13 protein-coding genes are annotated in these 23,364 nt (G+C 62.0%); 3 read left to right on the top strand and 10 right to left on the bottom strand.

Translation table 11 applies throughout. The features are described from left to right. Positions 1-19: 19 nt before the first annotated feature. Positions 20-574 (top strand): oxygenase MpaB family protein, encoded by a 555-nt coding sequence (locus tag ACIGJG_RS30850; protein ID WP_425333018.1) that lies wholly within the window; start codon positions 20-22, stop codon positions 572-574. A gap of 608 nt (positions 575-1,182) precedes the next feature. Here ACIGJG_RS30850 and ACIGJG_RS30845 read toward each other — a convergent pair. From ACIGJG_RS30845 to ACIGJG_RS30830, 4 genes are all read right to left on the bottom strand, one after another. Then, positions 1,183-1,692, bottom strand: a complete 510-nt coding sequence (locus tag ACIGJG_RS30845; protein ID WP_140953319.1) for an acetone carboxylase subunit gamma — start codon at positions 1,690-1,692, stop codon at positions 1,183-1,185. Positions 1,693-1,715: 23 nt separating this feature from the next. Beyond that, positions 1,716-4,040, bottom strand: a complete 2,325-nt coding sequence (locus ACIGJG_RS30840; RefSeq protein ID WP_140953318.1) for a hydantoinase B/oxoprolinase family protein — start codon at positions 4,038-4,040, stop codon at positions 1,716-1,718. Positions 4,041-4,051: 11 nt separating this feature from the next. After that, a complete protein-coding gene (locus ACIGJG_RS30835; RefSeq protein ID WP_011295929.1) occupies positions 4,052-6,196 on the bottom strand; it encodes a hydantoinase/oxoprolinase family protein in 2,145 nt (714 codons plus the stop codon). A gap of 401 nt (positions 6,197-6,597) precedes the next feature. Then, positions 6,598-7,047: a lecithin retinol acyltransferase family protein gene (locus ACIGJG_RS30830; RefSeq protein ID WP_373460988.1), complete on the bottom strand. Its 450-nt coding sequence runs from the start codon at positions 7,045-7,047 to the stop codon at positions 6,598-6,600. Positions 7,048-7,389: 342 nt separating this feature from the next. Between ACIGJG_RS30830 and ACIGJG_RS30825 the strand changes: the two genes are divergently transcribed. Beyond that, the gene (locus tag ACIGJG_RS30825) at positions 7,390-9,381 is read left to right on the top strand and encodes a sigma-54-dependent Fis family transcriptional regulator (RefSeq protein ID WP_220632176.1); all 1,992 of its coding nucleotides are present in this window, start codon (positions 7,390-7,392) and stop codon (positions 9,379-9,381) included. 401 nt (positions 9,382-9,782) lie between these two features. Here ACIGJG_RS30825 and ACIGJG_RS30820 read toward each other — a convergent pair whose 3' ends face one another. The 4 genes from ACIGJG_RS30820 to ACIGJG_RS30805 all read right to left on the bottom strand — a co-directional run bounded on the left by ACIGJG_RS30820 (position 9,783) and on the right by ACIGJG_RS30805 (position 15,289). Further along, positions 9,783-10,769: a CapA family protein gene (locus tag ACIGJG_RS30820; RefSeq protein WP_337902986.1), complete on the bottom strand. Its 987-nt coding sequence runs from the start codon at positions 10,767-10,769 to the stop codon at positions 9,783-9,785. Positions 10,770-10,795: 26 nt separating this feature from the next. Beyond that, positions 10,796-11,239 carry a hypothetical protein gene (locus tag ACIGJG_RS30815; RefSeq protein ID WP_483674213.1) on the bottom strand — a complete coding sequence of 148 codons (444 nt, stop codon included), beginning with the start codon at positions 11,237-11,239 and terminating at the stop codon, positions 10,796-10,798. A 66-nt stretch (positions 11,240-11,305) separates the two neighbouring features. Continuing rightward, positions 11,306-11,575, bottom strand: a complete 270-nt coding sequence (locus ACIGJG_RS30810) for a helix-turn-helix domain-containing protein (RefSeq protein WP_011295924.1) — start codon at positions 11,573-11,575, stop codon at positions 11,306-11,308. Positions 11,576-11,869: 294 nt separating this feature from the next. Further along, on the bottom strand, positions 11,870-15,289 hold the full coding sequence (locus tag ACIGJG_RS30805) for an adenylate/guanylate cyclase domain-containing protein (protein WP_483674211.1): 3,420 nt from the start codon (positions 15,287-15,289) through the stop codon (positions 11,870-11,872). Positions 15,290-15,998: 709 nt separating this feature from the next. Between ACIGJG_RS30805 and ACIGJG_RS30800 the strand changes: the two genes are divergently transcribed. Beyond that, positions 15,999-17,849: a phage integrase family protein gene (locus ACIGJG_RS30800; protein ID WP_220632178.1), complete on the top strand. Its 1,851-nt coding sequence runs from the start codon at positions 15,999-16,001 to the stop codon at positions 17,847-17,849. 2,446 nt (positions 17,850-20,295) lie between these two features. On the opposite strand, the gene ACIGJG_RS30795 is transcribed toward ACIGJG_RS30800, so the two are convergent. Continuing rightward, positions 20,296-21,267, bottom strand: a complete 972-nt coding sequence (locus ACIGJG_RS30795; RefSeq protein ID WP_220632179.1) for a ParB/RepB/Spo0J family partition protein — start codon at positions 21,265-21,267, stop codon at positions 20,296-20,298. Then, entirely contained in the window at positions 21,264-22,475 is a 1,212-nt protein-coding gene (locus tag ACIGJG_RS30790; protein WP_011295919.1) for a ParA family protein, read from the bottom strand. Before ACIGJG_RS30790 ends, ACIGJG_RS30795 begins: the two co-directional genes overlap by 4 nt. Positions 22,476-23,364 lie beyond the last annotated feature (889 nt).

The following is a 23,364-nucleotide window of genomic DNA, read 5'->3' as shown; positions in this document are numbered from 1 at the left end:
CGAGTGAAAGATCTGGTCGGTGACGCGCACGTCCACGGGCCACCCCATCGATCTCTCGACACCTCACGGCGATCCCGGCCTGTTCGGTCCGGCCGCCGCCTGCTGGCAGGTGCGCGACGACTTTCCGGCGATGCTGGTCGGTGGCATCCGTGCGCTGATGCTTCAGGCGTTGCATCCGCTGGCATTGGCCGGTGTGCCGGAACAGTCGATCTATCGGCAGGACATGCGCGGCCGCTTGGCGCGCATCGCCCAGTTCGTAGCCTGCACCACTTACGGCAGCGTCCGCGATGCCAACGGATTGATCGGGCATGTGAACGGCATTCACCGGGGTATTGCCGGCGTCAGTGCAGATGGACATCCCTACACCGCCACGGACCCGACCCTGCTTCGATGGGTGCATGTGGCCGAGGTTTCGAGCTTTCTCGATGCCCACCTGCGTTACGTGAACCCGCCGCTGGCGCGTGCAGACCAGGATCGATATCTGGCGGAGACGGCCACGGTCGCGATTGCTGGGCGCGACAGACGTGCCGGAGATGCGGGCAGGGCTGAAAGCTTGCATCCAGGAACAGCGTGACGAACTCGCCACGCTTTACAGACGGGGTCTGAATGAGCGGGTGATCGCGGCGCGCAAGCACTAAAGAAAGGCAAGCGACAGATGACGATCAACAGACCGGAGTACGCACCACCCCAAAAGCTTGAGCGCAGCACGCAAGGGGAAACCCACCCTTTCTTTCATCTCCGTGCGTGACGAAACCTACCATGGACCGTTGTTGATCGACGCCGACAAATCCGAACGCTTGTTCGCGGAATTGCGTGGGAGCGGTTGGCTGTCGTTCACCTGAGGCTCGCAAACAGCGAAGCCTCGCGATGCAATGGCCTCTCTGACTCGAATCAGCCAATCCGTGCGTGCGTTGCACTCGGTTTCCGTCGCTTCTTTTGATCTTCATGAGCGGGCTGTGCGGACCAGCATATGCGCGAGGTTGGTGTTCATGCTGCCTTCCGTTGCCGTCGTTAGTGATTCGATTTCGGACTGGTTGGTGAGCTAGGGAAGCAAGCACGACGATACAGCTCGCCTTTGCTCGCGCTGCCTCATAGGGCGCCCACTTCTTCATACACCTTACTGAGTCCCAGCTCGCCCGTTCTCAGAGGGCAGGCTCGCCTGCCCTCCGATTCAGGCGACGCTTAATCCGACGCTCGCTCCGGCACCGGGAGATTCACCCACTCCTTGTAGAAGGCCTCGATGTCGGGCTCGAAGTCGTGGATCACGGGATACCACGGGGTAGGCGCTTCGACGTCGTGCATGGTGCCGCACGATGGGCAGTAGTATTCGCGATACACCTGCCACTGGGTGTCGGGGGCCATCAGCTTCGGATACACCTCGGTCATTGCCTCCTCGGTGTCTCGCACGTAGATCGAAGCATGCAGCTTCCAGTTCTCGCGGTAATCACAGAACTCGTGACCGCAGTCGCACTTGACTACCCACTTCTTGCTCTTGACCGACTGCACGATAAACATGTGCGGGCTGAGCGGTAGCACGATGCGGTCAGGAAAGTTCACCTTGGCCTGCAAGGCTGACAGGTACTGCGCGAACCGGCTCTCGTCCTTGGGCATCGAGAGCATGCGGAAGGTGGTCTCCCAATCGAGGGAACCATCGACGAGGTGGGCGACCTGTTCATTGGTATAGGTTGACATGTTTCAACTCCTGGATGCGGTGATTACTCTTCGACCTGAACGACGGTGGTGACATCGGGCAGCAGGGAGAGGTCCATGCGGTGCTTGGCGCCGTAAGATGGCACGCCCAGCTCTTCTTCACGCACCTGCCAGTCGGGGGGCAGGCTCCAGAATTCCTTGAACTCCCGCGTGAACTTCTCAGACAGGGCAAAGCTGGTGGCGAACATGTGCTGCACCTGGACGGACGCGTGCTTGTTGAGAATGCGTTCGCGCTCTTCCTTCATCCATTCCCGTGTCGGCAGCGCCCGGGCCAGGCGTTCCTTGCGAACTTCGGCACGGCGTGCTTGGGTCTTGGCAGCATCCACGGTAAAGACGCCCTTATCGTCTTGGGTGAAGACAGCCCCATATACCTTCTGCGCGTAGGCCGGCAGCAGGAACTTCTGGTTCAGGTCCGCTTCGATGGCTTCCGGGTCCCGGTCGAGAGGGTCGCCAAAGCCCGGGCCACCGCGCAGGTAGTTCAGGTACAGGTCATGGTTGGCGTAGCAGTCCTCCGTCGTGATGCACTGCTTGTCGCGCTTGACCTCGGCGGTGGCATCGATGTGGCGCTCGAAGTCGGGGTTGCCAGGGTCGATGTCGCCGCCGAGCGGCAGGGAGTCGCCGATGGCGATGCGCTGGTCCAGGCCGGTCTTGTGCGCCTCAAAGCGATAGCCGGTCGCGGACGGATAGCCGCCCATCATGCCCCAGTCGCTGTTCATGAAGCCGTTGCCCATGAAGAACATGGTCCAGTCCTGGGCGTTCCACACCATGCGCAGCGTCTCGAACCCGCAACCGCCGCGGTACTTGCCGTAGCCGCCGGAATTAGCCTTGACGTTGCGGCCAAGGTAGAGCAGCGGCTCGGCCATCTCCCAGATTTCGATGTCGCCCATATCGCCTTCCGGATTCCAGATGGCAGCAGCGTGGTTGAGACCATCCTTTACGGCGCAGGCGCCGGTGCCACAGGAACTGGCCTCGAAGCTGTTGACGGCATGGATCTCTCCGTCCTGGTTGATGCCGCCGCCCTGCAGCCAGTTGGAGGTGTTGGCGTTGCCAGCGTTGACCTCTTCCAGATAGCCGCGGCTGAAGTAGGACTGCGACAGGCCGCGCCACAGCGCCGCCCAGCCCGAGACCAGGAAGTGCCAGGCATAGGCATGGCCGGTGCGGCGGTCATCGGGGTTGCACCACGTGCCCTTTGGCAAGCGGAACTCGGTAGCGAAATACGCCCCGTCGTTGATACGCTGGGTCGGCACAAGGGTCTGGCACATCATCACCCAGATTCCGGAAGTGAAGGCGACCTGGTGGGCGTTGAAGGTATGCCAGCCCCAGCGGCTCGCGCCCTCAAAGTCGAGGCGCCACTTGCCGTCCGACTTGATGGTCATCTCCACCGGCGAATGCATGATGGAGTCGAGCTTGGCGAAGGCGTTGGAGACCTGCACGTCGTCATGCTTGTAGGGCACGTCGACAAAGGAAACCTTGCGGTACTTGCCAGGCAGGGTCATCGCCTTGATGCGGCTCTGCAGTCCGCGGCGGCCTTCTTCGATGACCTCATAGGCGAACTTCTCGTAGGCCTCGAGGCCGTCGGCACGAATCACTTCTTCGACCAGTTCGCGGATCATGTGGCAGCCAGCGATCCGGGTTTTCTCATCGAGGATCCAGTATTTCGGCGTGCGCACCGAGCGCTGCGACTCGTGCAGCCAGTCGCGCAGCGGCTCGTCGTTCACGCCGGTCTTGCGGCAGGTGATCATGTAGCCGTCGCCAAAGCGCTGCGTCTGCCCGGTTGACATCGAGCCCGGCGTTACCGAGCCGGTGTCGATGACGTGGGTGACGCCGCCTACCCAGCCGATCAGCTTCCCCTCCCAGAAGATCGGCACGATGGTGGCGATGTCGCAGGGGTGCACGTTGCCGATGGAGCAGTCGTTGTTGGTGAACATGTCACCGGGATTGATGCCGGGGTTGGCCTCCCAGTTGTTCTCGATCATGTACTTGATCGCCGCCCCCATGGTGCCGACGTGGATGATGATGCCGGTCGAGGTCAGCACGCAGTCACCCACAGCGTTGTAGAGCGTGAAGCAGAGTTCGCCTTCCTGCTCGACGATGGGGCTGGCGGCAATTTTCTTCGCGGTTTCGCGGGCATGCACCAAGCCGCCGCGCAGCTTGGAGAACAGCTTCTCATAGCCGATCGGGTCGCTGTCGCGGAACTCCAGTTTGTCGAGGCCGTTGTAGTGGCCGGACGCCTGAGTGCGAGCGATGATCGCGTCGCGGAGCTCCTTGAGGGTCTTGCCGTTCTGCAGCAGATTGCCCAGGCCCACTTCCTTGTTGCTCATCATATTCATGGCTTGTCTCCTTACTTCACTTCCTTGAGGTGGAACAGGCGATGCTTGTCGACCGTTGTCTCGAAACCATCCGGCACGACGAAGGTGGTGGCATCGGATTCGATGATGGCGGGGCCCACGATGTGGTTGCCGGCCTTGAGCGCCTCCATCTTCCACAGTGCGGCATCCACCCACTTCTTGTGGCGATAGAAGGGGCGGGTGCCGAGATAGGCTTCCTTGGGCGGCAATGGGCCCGCATCCGGGTCTTCCGGCAGTACCGGCTTCTGGGTAACGACGGTGCCGCGCAGGATCGCGCCGGTGATCGAGAAGCCCAGTTCCGGCGAGCGCGCGGAACTGGCGTACACCCGGCCATAGGTGGTCTCGAAGGCCTCGACGATCTTGTCCCAGTCGGCTGCGGTGGCAGCACTGGTCACCGGCGATACGATTTCAAGGTCGTTCAGTTGGCCCATGTACTGCATCTTGTAGCCGGGGATCAGCAGCACGTCTTCGGGCTTGTAGCCGTTGAGGACAAACTCGTCGATAACCTTGATGGCCAATTCGGACCAGGCTTCCTGCAAGGTCTTGCAGGCGGCAGCCTTATCGCCGTCCGGCGCGAGTTGTGCGACACCGACGTCGACCGACTTGTCATAGCGATATTCGAAGTCGGCGCAGGCACAGCCGAAGGCCGAGAAGCCAGCCGCCCAGGCGGGCACGACCACGTCCTTGAAACCTACCCCCTCCGTATAACCGTAGGTATGCACGGGGCCGGCGCCACCATAGGAGAAGCACGTGAACTCCGCCGGGTTGTAGCCCTTGGCGCTGATATTGGCGCGCAGGTATTCGGACAGCGTCAGGTCCAGCAACTCGATGACGCCGGCCGCGGCATCTTCCACCGACAGGCCGAGCGGATCGGCGATCTGCGCCTTGATATGCTGGCGGGCGCGTTCCACATCGAGCTTGATGGCGCCACCGAGAAAGTTGTCCGGATTCAGGTAGCCCAGCACCACGTGGCAGTCGGAAACCGAAACGGTGTCGAGACCGCTTTCCGGCCAGCAGGTGCCGACGCGATAGCCAGCAGAGTCCGGGCCAAGCTTGATGGACTTGCTGTAGGGATCCAAACGCACGAAGCTGCCGGCGCCCGCGCCGACCGAGTCCATGGCTACCAGGGGCAGCGAGAGGACCAGACGAGCCATGTCCGGGTCAGACTTGATGGCGAAGTTGCCCTTGGTGATCAACGCCACGTCGAAGCTGGTGCCGCCAATATCGGAGCACGCGATGTTCTCGTCTCCCAGGGCCTCACCGAGCAGCTTAGAGCCGATCACGCCGCCAATTGGGCCGGAGACAATGGTTCGTGCGAGTTCCTTGGCTTTCCAGCTGATGGTGCCGCCATGGGTCGCCATCACGCGCAGATCGAACTTGGCTCCGTGCTTCCTGAAGCGGTCGCTGACCTTCTTCAGCGTCTGGCGCGACGGCTCTGCGCCATAGGCCTCCAGGATGGTGGTGTTCATCCGGTGGCTTTCCTTGCGCGACGGATAGTAGTCCACCGAGGCGAAGACGGGAATATCTGCCTTCAGCCTCTTCAGTTCCTCACGCACGATGTCCCGGGCGCGTTGCTCGCTCGATTCGTTCTTGTGGGATTGCAGCAGGCAAATGACGATGGCTTGCGAGCCGGCCTCCACCAGTTCGCGGGTGGACTGGCGGACTTCGTCTTCCCGCAGCGGGATGACTACCTTCCCTTGCACGTCGGTGCGCTCGGTGACACCACGGGTGCGTGAAACGGGCACCAGGGGCTCATCGTAGCGATGCGTATTCAGGTGAATGCGGTCTTCCAGGGCATAACCCAAGTAGCTCTGCAGCGCGCGCCCCATCGAATGGATCTGCTCGAAGCCTCGATTGCAAATCAGGCCAACATCAAGGCCTTTGCGCATAAGAATGCGATTGAGCATGGCCGTACCGGAATAGACGCAGGTCACCAGTTCCGGATAAACGTCATCCACTGTCCGGTCCCAGTGTGCGAGCGCATCTTCGGACGAGTTATAGATGGCAAGGGATTCATCGCCGGGATTGCTTTGCGCCTTGCCGACCACGAAACGGCCATCCGAGCGCACGAAGAATGTGTCGGTCATCGTGCCACCGGCATCGATGCCCATCACCTGTACGGTGGACTGCGGTTGCATATTGCCTCCTGTCATTGGTGTCGTCGTAGTGGGATCTCCCCACGGCCAATGCATGGCAAGGCTCATGCCAAGGTGGCCCAGATCCAGCCAGAAAGGCTGGCTATGTGAAGGAAATCAATGAGTTGAAAGCACTGTTTGGTTGCACCGCTAGTCGCATGGTGTCCTGACTCGGTGTCCGGATATTCGACGACTGCGCACGCGGGTGTCTGGGAATCGGACGCCTACTGGCGGGCTTGCGCTATCGATGCGGTATTGGTGGGCTGGCGAAGAACGCGTCGATGCCCGAGCGGTGCTCCGCGACCTCGCCAAGGCTCTGGCCTTAGCTGTCAACGACGTGATCCGGTAATCCGTAGGGCATGCCGTTCACAATCGCCTTTCACTACGAGGCGAACGAACGGTGGTCATCGTAGGTGAAACTGTTGTTGGGAAATTTTTCGTCTGATGGATGGTTGCATCAAAGGCGCCATCATGAGCCACCCGATCGCTTTGACCGCCACGCCGACTACATCAATCAGGAACTTCCAACCATCGATCTGATCACTGCGGCTCTCGCCATACAGACACCACATACAGAAGTGCTCGCAATTGTTGGCGAACAGCTGGTATCGGTCCTCGCCGAGTCGCGAGTAGGCGCGGCGAACCGCTTCGGGGCCCTCGAACCTGGCGTCCGGGCTTTGCCTGACCCAGACGGCGTGCCCATGTGCAAACTCAGCGAGCGTGACCTCCTGCACTGGGCCTCGATGCAGCGACCGCGACAGTCCTGCGTAATGCACTACCCTCCCGTCTCCCGCATAAACACCGTGATGCGTATAGCCAAATCGCTCGGCAACGAGATGGCTACCGATGGTCATGCCCACTTTCGCGATTGGTTCGCCAACCTGGCGTCCTGACCTCGTTGCATCTTTCATGGCCATCACCGCGTTCCGCTGTCCCTCGTACAGCCGGACCGCATACGGCGTGCCACCACCGCAAGGAAGAGGGATTCCCAGAGGGCTGCGCCCTCTTCGATCCTGCACGTCCGACACCCGCGCTTTGCCTGTTCGAATTCCGGTCAGTCAAAATTCGGTGTCCGATTTCCGGACACCCTGCCTTGCCATTGTTGCAGAGCACAAATTACTGATTTAAAAGAGATTTGTTGACTTGGCTGTGGCATGGGGCTACGGTTACTCGAGCCAATAAACCCTGACCATCCCATGCCGTTTTCACGTTGCGGCACCTTGATTCCCCGCATCGGCGATGAACCTCTCGTCGCCTCGGCTTGGGAGCGTTTTGTGCAAGACCCGTCTCTAGATGTGGCGGGCGTGCGCAGCGTCGTCCTGGCGTCGTGGCAGCGGAGTCGTTCTGAGGCCGTCGATCCTGCCAGGCACTCCGCACCGGGGGCGGCGTCCGATCGCATTCGCCGGTTGCAGCGTCAGAACCGGGACTTTTGCGATGCCGCGCGTCCGGCTCTCGAGGGCTTGCGCGATGTCCTGCAGGAGTGCGGGACGCTGATCATGCTTTGTGACGCAGGCGGTACCATTTTGCGCATCGACGGAGGGAGCGGAGTCCGCAGCGCAGGTGAAGGGATCAACCTGGCCGCCGGCGGCTGCTGGAATGAAGAAGTCATCGGCACCAATGCCATCGGTACCGCGATCGCGACCCGAACCCCAGTTCAGATCCATGCCAACGAGCATTTCTGCCTAGACGTCAAGCGCTGGACCTGTGCAGCGGCGCCGATCATTGATCCTCTCAGTGGCGCCTTGCTGGGCGTGGTGGACGTCTCTGGTGTCAAGGAAACACTTCATGGCCACACACTGGGTCTTGTGCTGGCAGCGGCCAAGCAGATAGAGGGGGAATTGGCTCGCCGCGACGGTGCTCTGCATGAGCGCCTGCTCACGAAAGCCATTGACAGTTTTATCCGTTACGCCAACGACTACGTTGTACTCGTCGACGCCCGGGGACGGGTTATTCGCGCCAACGGGAATGCGCCTCTCGCGCTCGAGATGCATGGCGTGAACTTGCCGAAGGGAATCGGCACTCAGCTACCAGGCCTCAATCTGGCACTCCCGGATATAGACCGGACCTGCCAACGCCCACAGTGGTTATGCCCCGAATGGCTACATCCGGTAAAGGATCATGAAGGTACGCTTGGCACGATGCTTGTGATACCGCTCACGGCAAGCCAGAACCGACCCGCCATATCCTTGCCGGCGGCTTGGACACCATCGGCTGAGAGCGATGCGTTCGGCGACATTATTGGTCAGAGTGAGATATTGCAAGCCACCAAGGCCCGCGCCCGCCGCCTCGCGCCGCTCGATCTGCCTGTGCTGCTTCTGGGCGAGACCGGAGCCGGTAAGGAGCTCTTCGCCCGAGCGCTACATCAGGCCAGTCATCGCAGTCTGGGGCCATTTGTTGCCGTCAATTGTGGGGCCCTGAGCCGGGAACTCCTGGCCAGCGAACTTTTTGGGTATGTCGATGGCGCCTTTACTGGGGCGCGTCGTGGTGGCCTTCCCGGCAAGTTCGAGCAAGCGGAGGGCGGCACACTGTTCCTGGATGAAATTGGCGAGATGCCATTAGATATGCAGCCGCACATGCTACGCGTGTTGCAGGATGGCGTTGTGGTGCGACTCGGCGATACCCGCGAGCGTCGCGTCTCGGTGCGTGTCATTGCGGCCACCAACCGTGATATGCGGGCCGAGATCACAGCCAGACGTTTCCGCGAAGACCTGTACCATCGCCTCTGTGCAGTCACGCTGGAACTGCCCGCGCTGCGCGACCGGCCTGGCGACATCGATGCAATCGTCCAGCATCTCAACAACAAACTTGCGCGCAAGTATGGCTGTGGCCCCAAGCAACTGGATCCGGCTGTGCACCAGGCCCTTTTGAGCTATCGTTGGCCGGGGAACATTCGTGAACTCCAGAATGCCTTCGAAGTTATGTTTGCGCTCTGTGAAGGCGATACGATCGACAGCTCGCAACTGCCTCCGGCCATCGCATCGATGGTGAACAACCCTCTCTCCATCCCGCCCTCGAAGTCGATGGCCTTCTCGGCCGGGAGCCTTGAGGAAATGGAACGACAAGCAATTCTTAGCGCGATTGCGGATTCCCACGGGAACATTTCCATGGCTGCTCGGACGCTAGGAATTTCGAGGAGCACGCTCTACGTTAAGCTAGCCGGGATGCGCGACCGAACCGCCAATTCGTAAAGCCGCGCGACGATTGCGGGGGGGTCCTGCTTCACCGAGCGACGTGAACGCGTGCGCTATCCGGGCATCGTTGTGCCCTCCCATATCCGGGGGTGTAGCGATTCGCTGCCCGCCTCGTCCTCGCCTTGGCTGCGGCGCAAGAAGAGGCAAAAGCGCGCTTTGCTTTGCAAAGCAGGCGATGGGGCTGCTTGCTGACGAGCGAGGCCAATGCATGCGGATTTACATCGTCACCGTTGCCACGTACCAGTCGGCACCCCGGCGTACGGCGCCAGTACCGTATCGCCGGCCAGTAGCGCAGTGCCGTTGTTACTGTTCGGCGTATCGCGCGCGCACCGCCCTGTCGCAGTTCGCTGGTCTGAAGCCGGGCGGAGATTCGATCGAGCGCGCCAATCTCGTGCACCTTACCTTGGTGCCGTGCATTTCGTCTTTATCCCTTTCCCCCCATGCCAGCATAAATGGGGCTGGGGCGATACAGGGCGAGGGATACCCTCGGAGTCGGTCCTCGTCAGATAGAGTTGCCAACCGCGGACACCATTGCGACTCGCTTCCAGCCGGAGCAACCAGCCGGTTGTGTTATCTGCATCTTTGAATCCGTCAAAGACGAAGTTCCCCAGGCTATAGAAAATGGGGCGTCCCTTGTATTGCTCAATGTCCTGTGTAACGTGCGGATGCCCGCCAATAACAGCATTGGCACCTGCGTCGATCATCGCATGCGCGAGCCGCCGCTGGCGTGCACTGGCATGATGCTCATGCTCGATCCCCCAATGCATAAACGGTATGACCAAGTCGGCATGATGGACGCTTCTTGCATTCTCGATATCGGCGATCACCTGTTCATCTTCGCTCCAAGCCAGCCCGGGCGTGTCGCCATCGGCCTCAAAGCTCCGCGGGAAAATTTCGTTGTAGCCAAGGAGCGCAATCCTGAGACCGTTGCGCTGGATTAGAAGCGGGGTATGTGCCGCCACCATGTTTCGGCCTCCTCCGAAGAAGGAAACCTCGTGCGCGGCGAGTAGATCGAGCATCTCCGAGAAGGCGGCGCGACCAAAATCGCCAGTGTGGTTGTTGGCGATTGAGAGCGCAGTGAAATGTCCCTTCAGTACCTGGACCGTACGTGGATCGGCGCGAAAGGTAAATGGCTTACGTTCCGGGCGGCCGCCGGAGGCAACTACACACTCGAGATTGCCAATTCGGATATCCGCGGCATCCAGGATTCGCGCGAAGTGCATAAAGGGATCCCGCCCGGCCTTGATCACATCCCCCGGAATTCCGTCCAGCATGATGTCACCGACAAACGCGAGTGAAACGATTGGGGCGGCTGCCTTCTCGCCTGCAACCCCCTCGTCGAGGACACCGATGCAAAGGAACGCCGCGAATAGGATTCGTGCTATGGCACTCCCCCCCGTGTCGCGCTGCACTATGCCGCTCCCATCAGCCTGCACCGATATTGCAGCTCTCTTCCAAGGACAGGCGAATAGAGATGATTGCTACCCGTGAAAGAGCCGGTCGAGTCGGATTTGGAAGGCACCGCAGGTGCGACGTATTTCGCCTCATGCAGCAGGATGACCCGATCAAAATCCTGGTAGTACGTATAGAGCTTGATGTAAGCGATGGGCGCCGCTCCGACCATGACTGCCTTGAAGCGAAAGTATCCGTCTATGTCGACGGACTTGACCGAATAGGGATCGGTGGTCGGCTTGAAGTCGAATATTTTCGGGTCGCCGCCTCCTTGGCTGATCTCGCAACGAAGTAGAGGCGTGCTCGCGTTCGCCAGGGCAATATGGCACATGCCCGGTATCAGCAACGCGATGGCACTTGCCGCCCGGAACTGGCGAACCTTGAGGGAATTGGGCTCGTGCATGGGTCGGGCCTCGATCACATAATGTTCTCGTACCGTGCAAGGCATGTTACCTGTGCATAGGTTCGCTTAGGAAGACGGTTCCCAGCGCTCGTCCCCCTTCTTTGCCGCATAGGTTGCAGCCTGCTCGAGCCAAGGCGCATGCGCCTTGGGCACAACCAGCATCGTCAACCCCAATCCCTCCAACACCCGCAGCGCGTGCTCTAAGCTCACGCCCTTGCCATTCTCCAATTTGGACAGCATGCCCACCGAAACGGAGCAAAGCCGGGCCGCCTGATCAATCGGCGTTGCCGCCTCGGCGCGCGTCGCGCGAATGCGATCGCCCAGTTGCTGGATCATGCGAATGGTGGCCCGGGAAGGTGGCGTCGGATCAGGGAGGGACGCGGCATGAACGTGTGTTTCCGTGAAGCGAAAGAAGCGGAACGCCGCGCTCTTTTCGCGAAATTTCGTGATCGTGAAATTATACGATCCTGCAGGACGACCGCAAATTGGATGGGCCCGCGCCCGGGGGCCAAAAAGGGCGTTCCCTTCGCCTCCGCCCGACAGCGCGCTGGCCCGTGGCCCCGACGGCCTCGCGTCGCATCACGCCTTGGGCGCGTGGCGGTGGCGCGTCGTTTCCGATGGCCACATTCCTTACGACAGGTTGTCAAGCAGCGCTCTGGCCTGACACAGGTCCGCGGTATCGCCCCCTTCTGACATCGCGTCCGCGATTTCGCCCAGCATGTCCCTGGCCGCGCCGTCCTGCCCTTGGCGGTGCCAAAGCCGGGCGAGGCTGAGAGCGCTTTGCAAGGCAAGCGCGGGGGCCGCTTGCTGACGGGCGAGCTGGATGGCTGTCTCGAAGCAAGCCTGCGCAGCGGGCTCCCGGGCAGAGGAATGGGCAGGCTCACCTGACATTGCCAACTGCAACTCGCCCCGCAAGCGATACAGCGTCGCGGCATCGAAGCACTCGCCGGTGTCGTACACCAGCGCCAGCGCTTCGTCCAGCACGCGCAGCCCGGATTCTGGCTGCCCGGCTGCGCCATAGGCATCGGCGAGTAGTCCCAAGAGGGATGGCCGGCCCAGCGCGGCCCCGGTGGCCTGGTGGTCGCGCAGCCCCTGCTGAATCAGGGCGATGCCCGCTTCGATGCTTCCCTGCCGGGCGAGCGCCCACCCGCGCAGGATCGTCGCCCACGCGAGGTAGTGCGGGAATCCCTGCTCGCGCGACAGCGCCAGCGCGGCATTGGCGTACTCCAGCGTCGCGTCGCGCTGACCGAGGCGCTGATGCAGCTCGGCCGCGAAGATCAGGCTCAGGGCGAGGGCAAAAGGATCAGAAGCCTGCCGGGCCAGCGCCAGCGCCTCCTCGCAGCGGACCTGGGCCTGGTGCGGATATCCGAGGTACCAGAGGATCCAGCCCAGCGTGCTGCGCACGTGGACCGCCGGGTTGCGCGCATAACGCAGGAAATGCCCGTACGACGGGCGGTCAGGACGGTGCAAGGCCAGCGACTGTTCCATATGGGCACGGGCCGCCTCGACTTGGCCCAACCGGAACACGGTCGCCCCCAGCACGCGATGCGCCTCGGCGAGTTGTTCCGGGTCTTGCGCTTCTTGTGCGAGGCCAAGCAGGCGCTCACCCAACGCTTGGGCCGTGTGGAGTTGGGCCCGCAGCAGGTAGAAGGACCACAGTCCGAGCTGCGCCGAAAAGAATTGTGGCGTATCCCCGCCTTGTTCGCTCAGGGCGAGGGCCCGCGTGTAGGTCGCCTCGACTTCCGGTGCGGCATAGCCGCGCGCGGCCATCCACGCCGGCCCGAGGCTGAGCAGTAGCGTGAGTTCCTCACGCTGGCGCTCCGGCGATTCCGGCAGCGTTTTCACCAGCTCGAGGGCCGCACGCAGATGCCCTATCGCTTCGAGTTGCGCGGAACGTTGCATGGCCTGCTCGCCCGCCCGCTGCAGGTATTCGACCGCTTTCGGCACGTTGCCGCTCTGGCTGTAGTGGTGGGCGAGTTCGCTGCAGTACTCAGTGAGCCGATCCGGGAACAGGGTTTCGATGGCCCGCGCCGTGCGCTCGTGTAAGCGGCTGCGCTGTCCGGAGAGCAGCGAGTTGCCGGCCACCTCTTGCGTCAGGGCGTGCTTGAACGCGTACTCCACCTCGGGGAAGGAGGGCCGCTCATAGATGAAGTCGCCCGCCCGGAGGTCCACCAGCAGTGGCTGCAGCGTGTCGTCGAGCTGCCCCGTGACATGGCGGACGAGGCTCGCCGGGAAGTCCGTGCCGATCACCGCCAGCGTCTGCAGCAGTTCCTTCTGCGGGATCGGCAAGCGGTCGATCCGTGCCGCCAGCACCCCCTGCACGGTCGTCGGCATATGCAGCGTGAGCGGCGGCTTGTCGATCCGGTAGTTGCCCGGCCGGCCGAGCAAGGTGTGTTCCTCGGCTAGGGTCTGGACTACTTCCTCCATGAAGAACGGGTTCCCCTCGGTCTTGGACAGAACCAATTGCTTGAGCGGCACCAGCGAGGCATCGTCGCCCAGCAGAGCTGATAGCAGCCCTTCGGCTTCGGCCTGCCCCAGCGGTTCGAGTTGCAACTGGGTATAGCAAGGAATGCGGCACCAGTCATGCCGGTACTCGGGCCGATAATTGACGAGCAGCAGGATGCGGGCGCTCGGCACCGCTTCCATGAGGACATTGAGGAAGGCTTCGGTTTCACTGTCGAGCCATTGCAGATCTTCGAACAGCACCATCAGGGTCTGATTCTGGCTCTCGCGCACCAGCAGCCGGGTGATCGCGTCAAAGGTACGCTGGCGCCGGATCGTTGGATCCATCGTCAGCAACGCTGAACCCGGTTCGCTGAAGCCCAGCAGGTACAGCAGGTAGGGCAGATGGTCTTCCAGCGCGCGATCCAGGATTAGCAGCCGGCCGGTGGCCTTCTCGCGATAGCGGCGCTCATCATCCTGCGCCGTGATCTGAAAGTAGTTGCGCAGCAGGTCGATCAGTGGCAAGTAGGGGAAGGCCTTCCCGTGCGACACCGAGAAGGTCTCGAGCACCAGGCACCCTTGCTGCGCGCGTGCCTTGAACTCGTGGAATAGGCGCGATTTTCCCACGCCGGCTTCGCCCCCCACGCCGACGATCTGCCCCCGCCCGGTGTTGGCCAGGGCCAGCGCCTGCCCGAGGCGCTCGAGTTCGGCCCCGCGCCCGACAAAGCGGGCCAGGCCCCGGTGCGCACCCACCTGCAGGCGCGTGCGCAGCGCCCCAAGGCCGAGCACCTCGTACACCGCGAGAGGTTCGCGCAACCCCTTGATCTGGGTCCGGCCCAGGGCCTTGAACTCGAAATAGCCCTCGGCCAACCGATAGGTCGATTCGCTGACCAGGATGGAGGAAGGCGTCGCGACGCCTTCCATGCGCGCGGCAATGTGCATCGTGTGGCCGACCGGGTCGTAGTCGGTGCGCAAGTCGTCCTTGCGGATCGAGCGCACCACCACTTCGCCGGTATGCACGCCGACGCGGATCTGCAGCGGAATGCCCTGCTCCAGGCGCACCTTGTCGCTATGCGCGCGCATGGCCTGCTGCATCCGCAGGGCGGCAAAGAGCGCGCGCAGCGCATGGTCCTCATGGGCGATCGGCGCGCCGAACAGCGCCAGGATCCCGTCGCCGAGCGATTTGGCGACGTACCCCTCGTAGTGGTGGACGGCTTCCATCATCAGCGCCACCACCGGATCGATCAAGCTGCGCGCCTCCTCCGGGTCCAGGTCCTGGATCAACGCGGTCGAGCCGGCCATGTCCGCAAACAAGGCGGTGATCGTTTTGCGCTCACCGTCGGCGTCGGTGCCCTTGGCTTCCATGGTGGCCCGCTCGGCACGGATGCGCTCGGCCAAGTGTGGGGGCGTGTAGACGACGGGCGCAGGTAGCGGTGGCGCCGGGGCGGAAGCCGGGTTCGCGAGCAGCACGCCGCATGCTCCGCAGAATTTCGCGTCGGCGCTGGATGCGTGGCCGCACTGCGGGCAGATCTGCGCAAGCTTTTGCCCACACGTTTCGCAGAACCGGGTGCCTGCGGGATTCTCCGCCTGGCAATTGGTGCAGCGCATATTGTCCCCTGCCGGCCTTGGCCGCCCACGCCCCCATTACAGGCGCAATCCCGGCTCGTGGCAAGCCATCGGCGCGCACGCCGCGCGCGCCGCCGGTCGTGCGCCGTGCGGGATCGGTTCGCCTGCCTTGCGGCCGGCCACATCGCTTTGCGCCCGAGCGGTGCCGCGGCGCTGGCTGCAGACGCGATCGAGCGTCGACGCGTGCCTTCGTCCAATCGAGGTCCTGCACTTGGCGTCGTTCCCCGCCGCGGTCCCTTTTCTCGCCGGCGCCGCCGTCGGTGGAATTCGGCCGCGCTGCGCGCCACGCCGGAAGGCGGATCGCGAACGCCGCGGCGAAGGCGCGGGCGCGGTCGCGCCGGCCTGCCGGCTCAGGTGCGCGAAACCAGCCGGCGTTCCTTTACCTGATAACTGCTATTATCAGGTTTGAATTTTTTCGTACTATACGAGGTTTCGCTGACTTCACTTAGGGTGGGAGGCCGTTGGAGGAGGTGCCGGGAACGGCGCTAACGGCGAGAGGAAGAAACGTCTGGATCGCTAAATCCGGGGAATTTCAGCGCCGGAACAATCGAAGTTTAGCGAGAAAAGTCCCCCGCTGCCAGTGCTGCGGAGGTGCACAGTTATCTCTTTGCGGCTCCCCCGCCATCCCGTCCATCGGGTTAGCTTAAATGTTATCAGGTAAGACGCCGACGCCTTTCCTCGGCGCATATTTATGGCCCAACACAACCACGTCGCCGCCACCATCCCGCGCTATACCCGCGCGGATTTTACCGCGCTGCGCTTCCGGCTCAACCGCATCCCGGTCGCGGACATCCTGACGCGCGTCTACGATGAAGACGCGTTGGAGGCCGTCGGGATCGAGACGCCGGCGCAATTGGAAGCCAGGCTCGATGCGATGCGCGACCATCTGGTCGAGCGCGTCTGCCTGAGCAATCCCTATTTGTCGGCGAGCCTGGCAGACGCGCGCCGCTTCAATCGTTGGCCCAAGAGCGCCATCGACTACCTGGTGCGGGCCGCGGACCAGGATGCTTCCCAGCCTCGACCCGAAGACCCGGTCTCGGCCTGGCTGCGCCCCATCGTATTCCGGGCGTTGCGGCAAGAGGGAATCCAGACCCTCGCACAACTGCACGGCTATATCGCACTGCGCGGCCGGCGCTGGTATCTGCCGGTGCCCCGGCTTGGGGCGGGCAAGGCACGGGCGATCGAGCACTGGCTGCAGACCCATGCCGCGACGCTGGGTCCGCTCCAGGTCGACGACACGCCCCCGACTGGCGCGGTCGAACTGGGCGCCGATCCCGCCTGGTTGGTGCCACTGGAGCAGGTCCGACGGATCGCCCCAGCGCTCGACGGCCATAGTGGCCGCAACCGAGCGCCCGGCTTTTGCCTCATTGCCGCGCGCAATGACTTGGAGGCCATTCACGCTTATCTGTCCCGGTTCCGGGACCGGGGCAAGACGGCGCGCGCCTATCAGAAGGAACTGGAGCGCTTCCTGCTCTGGTGTGTCAGCGTGCGTCGCACCGCGCTGTCCAGCGTGGGCGCCGACGACTGCGAGCGCTATAAGGACTTCCTGGCGCAGCCAGATCCGTCCTGGATCGGCCCTAAGGCAACACGCACATCGGCGCGCTGGCGGCCCTTCGCTAGCGCCCTCAAGCCGGAATCCCAACGCTACGCAGTGTTGGTGTTACGGGGGTTTTTTGCCTGGCTGGTTGGCGTGCGCTATCTGGGCGGAAACCCGTGGCTGCTGGTTTCGGATCCGCTGACCGTCCGGCGCGAAGTACCGATCGCCGTCGAGAAGGCCTTGCCAGGGCCGCTCTGGGATGCGCTCGTGCGGCCCGAGGGCATCCTAGACCAACTCTGCGCCAAGTCGCCGTCCGTGCCTGTGTCCGCGCCGCTGACCGCGAAGGATGCCGAGGCCCCGTGGGCGCAGTATCGCCTGGCGCGCGCGGTTGTCCTGCTGCTGGGATGCAGCGGGGCCCGCCGCGAGGAGGCCGCGCGCGCAATGCGCTGCCATCTTCAGCCGGTCCCCGAACAGGCTGGCGTGCCGGCCGGACTGTGGGAACTGGCGCTTCTGGGCAAACGCAACAAGTGGCGGACCGTGTTCCTTCCGCCACGGGTCATCGGGGCATTGCGGGCGCACTGGATCGACCGAGGGCACGATTTCGAACAGGCCGATCAGGCGCTGGCATTACTCTCACCGGTAGTGGTGCCGTCCACACGTACAGCCCAAGTTAAGCATCTCAGCCTGACGGAGGGTGCGCAGCTTCTTACCGGCAAGGGCTTCTCGCCGGATGGCCTGTATCAGCTGTTGACGACCACCCTGCTGCGCATCGCTGACGACGCCACGTTGGTCTTGAACGAGGCTGAGCGTGAAATACTACGTCAATCCGCGCCCCACACGTTACGGCATACGTTTGCCACGCATGCGGTGGCCAACGAGATGCCCACGGACGTTCTCCAACGGCTGTTGGGTCATGCCTCGCTGCAAACGACCTCGCTGTATGTTCGCGCCGAACGCGCGCGCGGGCTCGCCGCCGTAGCGAAGATGTACTCGGAACCCCAGTAGGGACCAGCGAATAGCGTCCAGACACCGGCGGCACCTCGGCCATGTATGCCGGTGTCTGGACGTTGCGTACATCGCGCGGGTAATCTGTCCCAAGTTGGGACGCCCAGGACGATCCAAATACGGGATCGCACCCCCTGAGTACGATCTCGCGGCTGACCTTGTTGGCACCCGCAGGACATAGTGAGACGCGCGGGGATGGGGTTAAGCGGGCGGACCGTGGCCGTCGCCGGCCGTGTTCCTGAAGACATGCTCTTTGCCACGGGCAGCGTAAAACTGTCCCGAGTTGGGACAGATCGTCATTGGCATCTCATGCGGGTGGCCGCAACCACGTCGTGCGGCAGTGTGTTCCAACTGGGGACTGGGCCCCTACATCAGCAGCTGCGATAGTCCGCATCCGTAGCGTGTTGGCGCTTGCCAGTTGGATACCAGCCGCGTGTAGAACTGGCCGGGCCGGAAGCCGGCTTTTGCTACTGCCCCAAGTTGGGACAGTACTTTCTCAACGCTACGTATAAATAAACGCAGGCATGCGATGCCGGACAGATGCGAGCTGCGTGTGTCGGCGTACTTAGGGAGTGTCAGGCAGGACGGGATTGCCGTTGGCCTTGCGCCGGCTTTGATGGGAGCGATCACCGCGTAGACCGGTCCCGCCGCAATCACACCGGGAATCGATGCGGTGGCCGGCGATTGGACTGTCCCAACTTGGGACACCTCGCATACTGGACGGTGGTCGTTCGCCTGGCTTAGCGCTCCCGAGCAACGGATCTAGCGTTAGGCAAAACGGACTACCGCCCTTACCCAGGAGTGACGGGCACGGGACGAGCGACTCGATGACCTGGGACCGGTGTGGCCGCCGGTGAATGGGATATTCATCGGCGTGCCGGCGTTCCCGCTCCACGACAGAGAGCGCGTGCGCTGACTATGACCGTAGGCGGCGCGGAGTCGGACGCGGGATTCGACGCGAGTATTCGAACTCGGAACGGTTTTTCCTGGTAGACATCGTCTGGATCGGAGCCACGTGCGAACCGTGACGGCCCGGATGCTGCGCCGCCTCGTTACTTTCAACCTGCCTCTTGAACGTGCAAGGCGTCGCCTACCTGCGGCCCGCGCGGCAGCGGACCTGCGTTGAAATTTCCGACGACCTTCGCCGTTCATCCTAGGCATTCCCGCGCTGCTGGCTTCTTCGAATGGAGGCCGGCTCGCAAAAGATCGGGGTCATGCGCCTGGGAACCGCGGTCCCACGGTCGGACAGTTTTGGAGAAGGATAGTGGGCTGCTGTCATTCGCGAACGCGTGGTCACGGCGTGACCGCGCGCTTCGCGCTTTCGACCTGCCCTGACGCGCGAAGCCCGCTGCCGGCCGCTGGCGCAAATCCGGCCTCCGCCGGCCTTACGTAAAGACGTCCCTTGGGCAAAGGATGGTTGTCGGGTGTCCCAACTTGGGACACCGGGCGGAGAAGCCGCTGGCTGCCCCTCTGCCAAGGCGTGCCGCTACGTGTCAGTGCGCCCCCCACTTTCCTCTGCCTAGTGGCATGGGTTGCGAAAGACGTACGCGGTAGGACCGCAGTGAGGCTTCCAATGGGCCTACGTCATGTCGCTCCGGTATTGCGCCCCTCCGCAATCGCCAAGCCGCCCGTGCGACCACGATCGTGTCACGGATCGCGTCTCTCAGTCCGGCTGTCCCAAATTGGGACATGCTGTCCCTCGCGGACATCGTGCGATGCGTACGAACACGGTCGCCATGTGCCCCCGCGACCTTAGCCCGTCGCGCTGAGAAGCGTCCTGGGTACATCCTCAGACTTGCAGACCGCTCCCACAGTCCTCCGGCGGCCCAGCACTCTGTCCCGGCGCGGCGGGACCATATCCGTCCTCGTGGTCACTTGCGGCAACAACAGTCCCACGTTGGGATAGGCCACCGCGCCGTCTCGATGGCTTGACGTGTGAATGGCTGACTCCACGCGGGCGCTGACACGCATGCGCTTGGGTCTTGCACCTTGGGTCGCGACCTGTCCCGACTCTAGACAGTCCACCGGCAATCTCTTCGGAGCGCCGCTGCCATTGCCGAATGCCTAGAACCGGTAGCGGGGCCCGCGTGGCCGCCCCGAGCAAAGGGTGACGTCCCAACTTGGGACACTAGACTGATGTATTGATCAGCGGTCCAAAATCATCGCCCCCATTCGGCCATCCACACGCCGAAAGCCGTGACCCTGATCGAGACGGACCTGGCCTGTATGGGCGACTGTCTCAACTTGGGACAGATCAAACACCCCATCTGCTCGCACTGAGCACGCTGTCCGCTCCCTTGCACCTTATCGAACGGCTCGCGCAGCACGCAACCGGGAGACCACGACTTCACCACGTAGGCCGATGCAAATAAAAAGCCCGCCGTGTTGGGCGGGCTCTAGCGGTGTCTGACGACGCGACAGACGCACATCGAGACTCGGACTCAAATTACTTCGGCTGGTGGTGGAACGTCTCGCTGATCAACTGGCGGATTTGCGTCTCCAGCGCCTCGCTCAAGGCGGCCGACTTGATCTTAATGGTGAAGCCGTTGGCATCCTTGGTAATCGAGCCGGCATGCTCCTTACCGGAAAAGAACTTGTCAATACTGCGCTCGCTCGCAGAGCTCGGCGTGTTGGCGCGCTGCGTCGCCAGCGCCTTGATCGCACTGGCTGCCTTGCCTTGGTCCATCTTGCCTGTCGCCACCAGCGGCCAGATTTCCTTGGCCGCTGCATCGCCCGCCTCGCCGTACTTACGGATCGTCATGACCATTGCTTCGGCTGCCGTTCCGCCGAGCAGGGAAGGCTGCAGTTCGAGATCGCGGATCACGTAATCCGGGAGTTGCGCAAAGCTCAGGAATCGGTAAAGACCGCTTCGGGATAGTCCAAGCGCTTCCGCCAAGCGCGAGCGCGACGGGAACTCCTTTTCCGTCTGCCGAATGGATAGCGCGATCTCGTAGTCGGCAAGATCATCGCGGCTGACATTCTCCACCAGCGCGAGCACTGCCATATCGGCGTCAGTGGGCTCAGCAACCACGGCTTTAATCGTCTCCGCGCCGAGCATCTTATGGGCGCGCCAGCGACGTTCGCCGGCCACAATCTGATAGCCCGATTCTGCGCGGCGCACCACGATCGGCTGCATCAACCCAACTTCTCGAATCGACTCGGCCAGGTCAGACAGCTTGGAATCGTTGAAGACGCGCCGCGGTTGCCATGGGTTCGGGACGATCTCAGCGACCGCCAGTTGCGAGGCGACCCCGGCGGATTCAAGCTCCTGCACGCGCATCTGTGCCACGGCCAATGCGCCCGCCAGTCCAGGCGCAGTTTGCGTACGTTCGTTGCGCTTGATCTCGTCCTTCTGAATAGCCGATGTCTTCCGAATACCAGCCGTCTTCGCCAATAGCTGTTCTCGCATATTGCTCATTGCGCGCTCCTCCATTTTTCTGCGTAGATTTCGTCCAACCATCGGCAATAGTCCACAATCGGCTGGCGCACGCGCTGCAGCGATTTAGCAGCGCTATGCGTACTGCTCACGTCGAATACCGTTGAGAAAGCCAAGGCCCCCGTGCTCATCACAGAACTGGCGGGCACTTCGATGGAATGCAGCCAGCTCTCATAGGCGCTTTGCGCCCACGCGCGAACAATCGGTGCAGACGATGTACGCCCATAGTCCACTCGCGACAGCAGCAATGACACGAAGTCGTACTTCTTGTCCGCTTCATATTTGATGAAGCTCTTGGAGACATCCGAGAACAGGCGCCAGAACGACAGCGAACTGATGAAATCCAGGTTCTCCGGGACCATCGGCATGACCATGGCATCCGCCGCCAGCAGCGCATTCAAGTTCATGTAGGAGAGCGACGGCGACGTATCCATGAGGATGTAGTCGTAGTGCTTGCGTAGCGGCTCCAGTCCCTCCCTGAGAACGGTCCAGAAGCGAAAGCCTGGCTTGATCTTCTGCATGGCAGGCAAATGGAATTCCGCGCCGATCAATTCGGTGTGGGCGGGAATGAGATCCAGACCGTCCCAGTACGTCGATTGCACTCGCGACTGCAAGCCCCCCTCGATCTGCTGATCGTAGATATACGGCAGAACGGAATCTTCAGGCGAGACGTCCTTCTCGGCGTACAGCCCACACAGCTCAGAGAGCGACGCCTGCGGATCCAAATCCACCACCAACACTTTTCTTCCGCGCAGCGTCAGTCCCTGTGCGAGGCACATCGTGGTCGTGGTCTTGGCCGAACCGCCCTTCAGTTGGGCCGTAATGATGATTTTCCCTTCGGGCTCGCGCGTGCCGGTCACCAGCGGCGTCTGATAAATGTCCGACACCTTCTGCACCCACGTGCGCGCCTCCTGCAAGGTGAAGGTCCGGGTGCGGCCAGTGCCCGCGGCAGTGCCTGGTGGCAATTCCCCATCGCCCTTGGTCGCCAGGTATTGCACCTGGGAATGTGAGATGTTGCACATCTCCGCAATCTCCCCGGTTTTGAAGATGGGGGCGGTTTTTCTGGGACGCGGCGCAAGGATCGTCTCACGCAGTTCATCCGTGAAAATGGTGACCTTTTCCGCGAACTGGGATATCTGCTCAAGCGGGACAGTCCGATCGACTGCAGGAAGTTGGCTCGTTTTCACCATTCTGAGGTTTTTTCGCAAAATTCTGGAAAGCTCAGAATACAGGAAACGCTTGAGCAACGGCGTATAAATCGCTGATTTTCAAACAAAGTTTCTCCAAAAACCACAGATTTGCCTAATTTTTAGGCAGATTTTGGATGTCTCTGCGCGTCACATCTTGCCGCGCCAGCATGTGCTTCGTATTCTGGGAGAAGAGATGCCCGCAACGCTTGGCACAAATGACCTTACCTGGGCGCATGTAGGAGGACGCGGACCGGTTCAAGGTGAGGTCATTTGTGCCAAGCTGCAGAATCACCGCGTCGGTCCTCGTCGCCATTCGCAGCACAATGCACCTCACCTTTATCCCTGCCAGCCCAGCTGTTGTACAGGCGTTCGGGCCCGCGATTTTGCACAATCCACCTCACCTTCAATAGGAGCCGTCCGGGAAGAGTTGCAACGCGTGCGGTTCATTCGGCCCTAGGAAACGCCATCGCTGTGGAGGACGCACAATAAACCTCACCATCCAGACTCGAATTGGCTCGAAGGTGAGGTCCTTTGTGCAAATGGACCTTGTCAAGAGCCGATGAAGGTCCTGCTCGCTCCGACCCTGCACAAATAACCTCACCTTGAGGTAGCCCTTCTTGCCAAAGCGTTGGTCGTCTGCAGCTCACCCTTACTCGCGGACACGCAGAAATGGGTACGGAAGTTTGAATAGAGAAAGTCGCAACGCCAGATACGCCTCTAGCGCCCGTTGGTTGGATGTTTTTTTGAAGTAAACCACCTAACCTACCAACAGGAAAAACAAAGTCATTTAAAATCAAACGCTTGGCCGAGGAAAGGTGAGGTGGGTTGTGTCAAAGGTGCGGTTCTATGTGCTGCAAAGGTGTGGTGTATTGGGCAAGCAGGGTGAGGT

The organism is Cupriavidus sp. C1SS-2L, from assembly GCF_057073735.1.
Note: the sequence above shows the minus strand (reverse complement) of the source record. Positions and strands in the feature narration are given on the sequence as shown.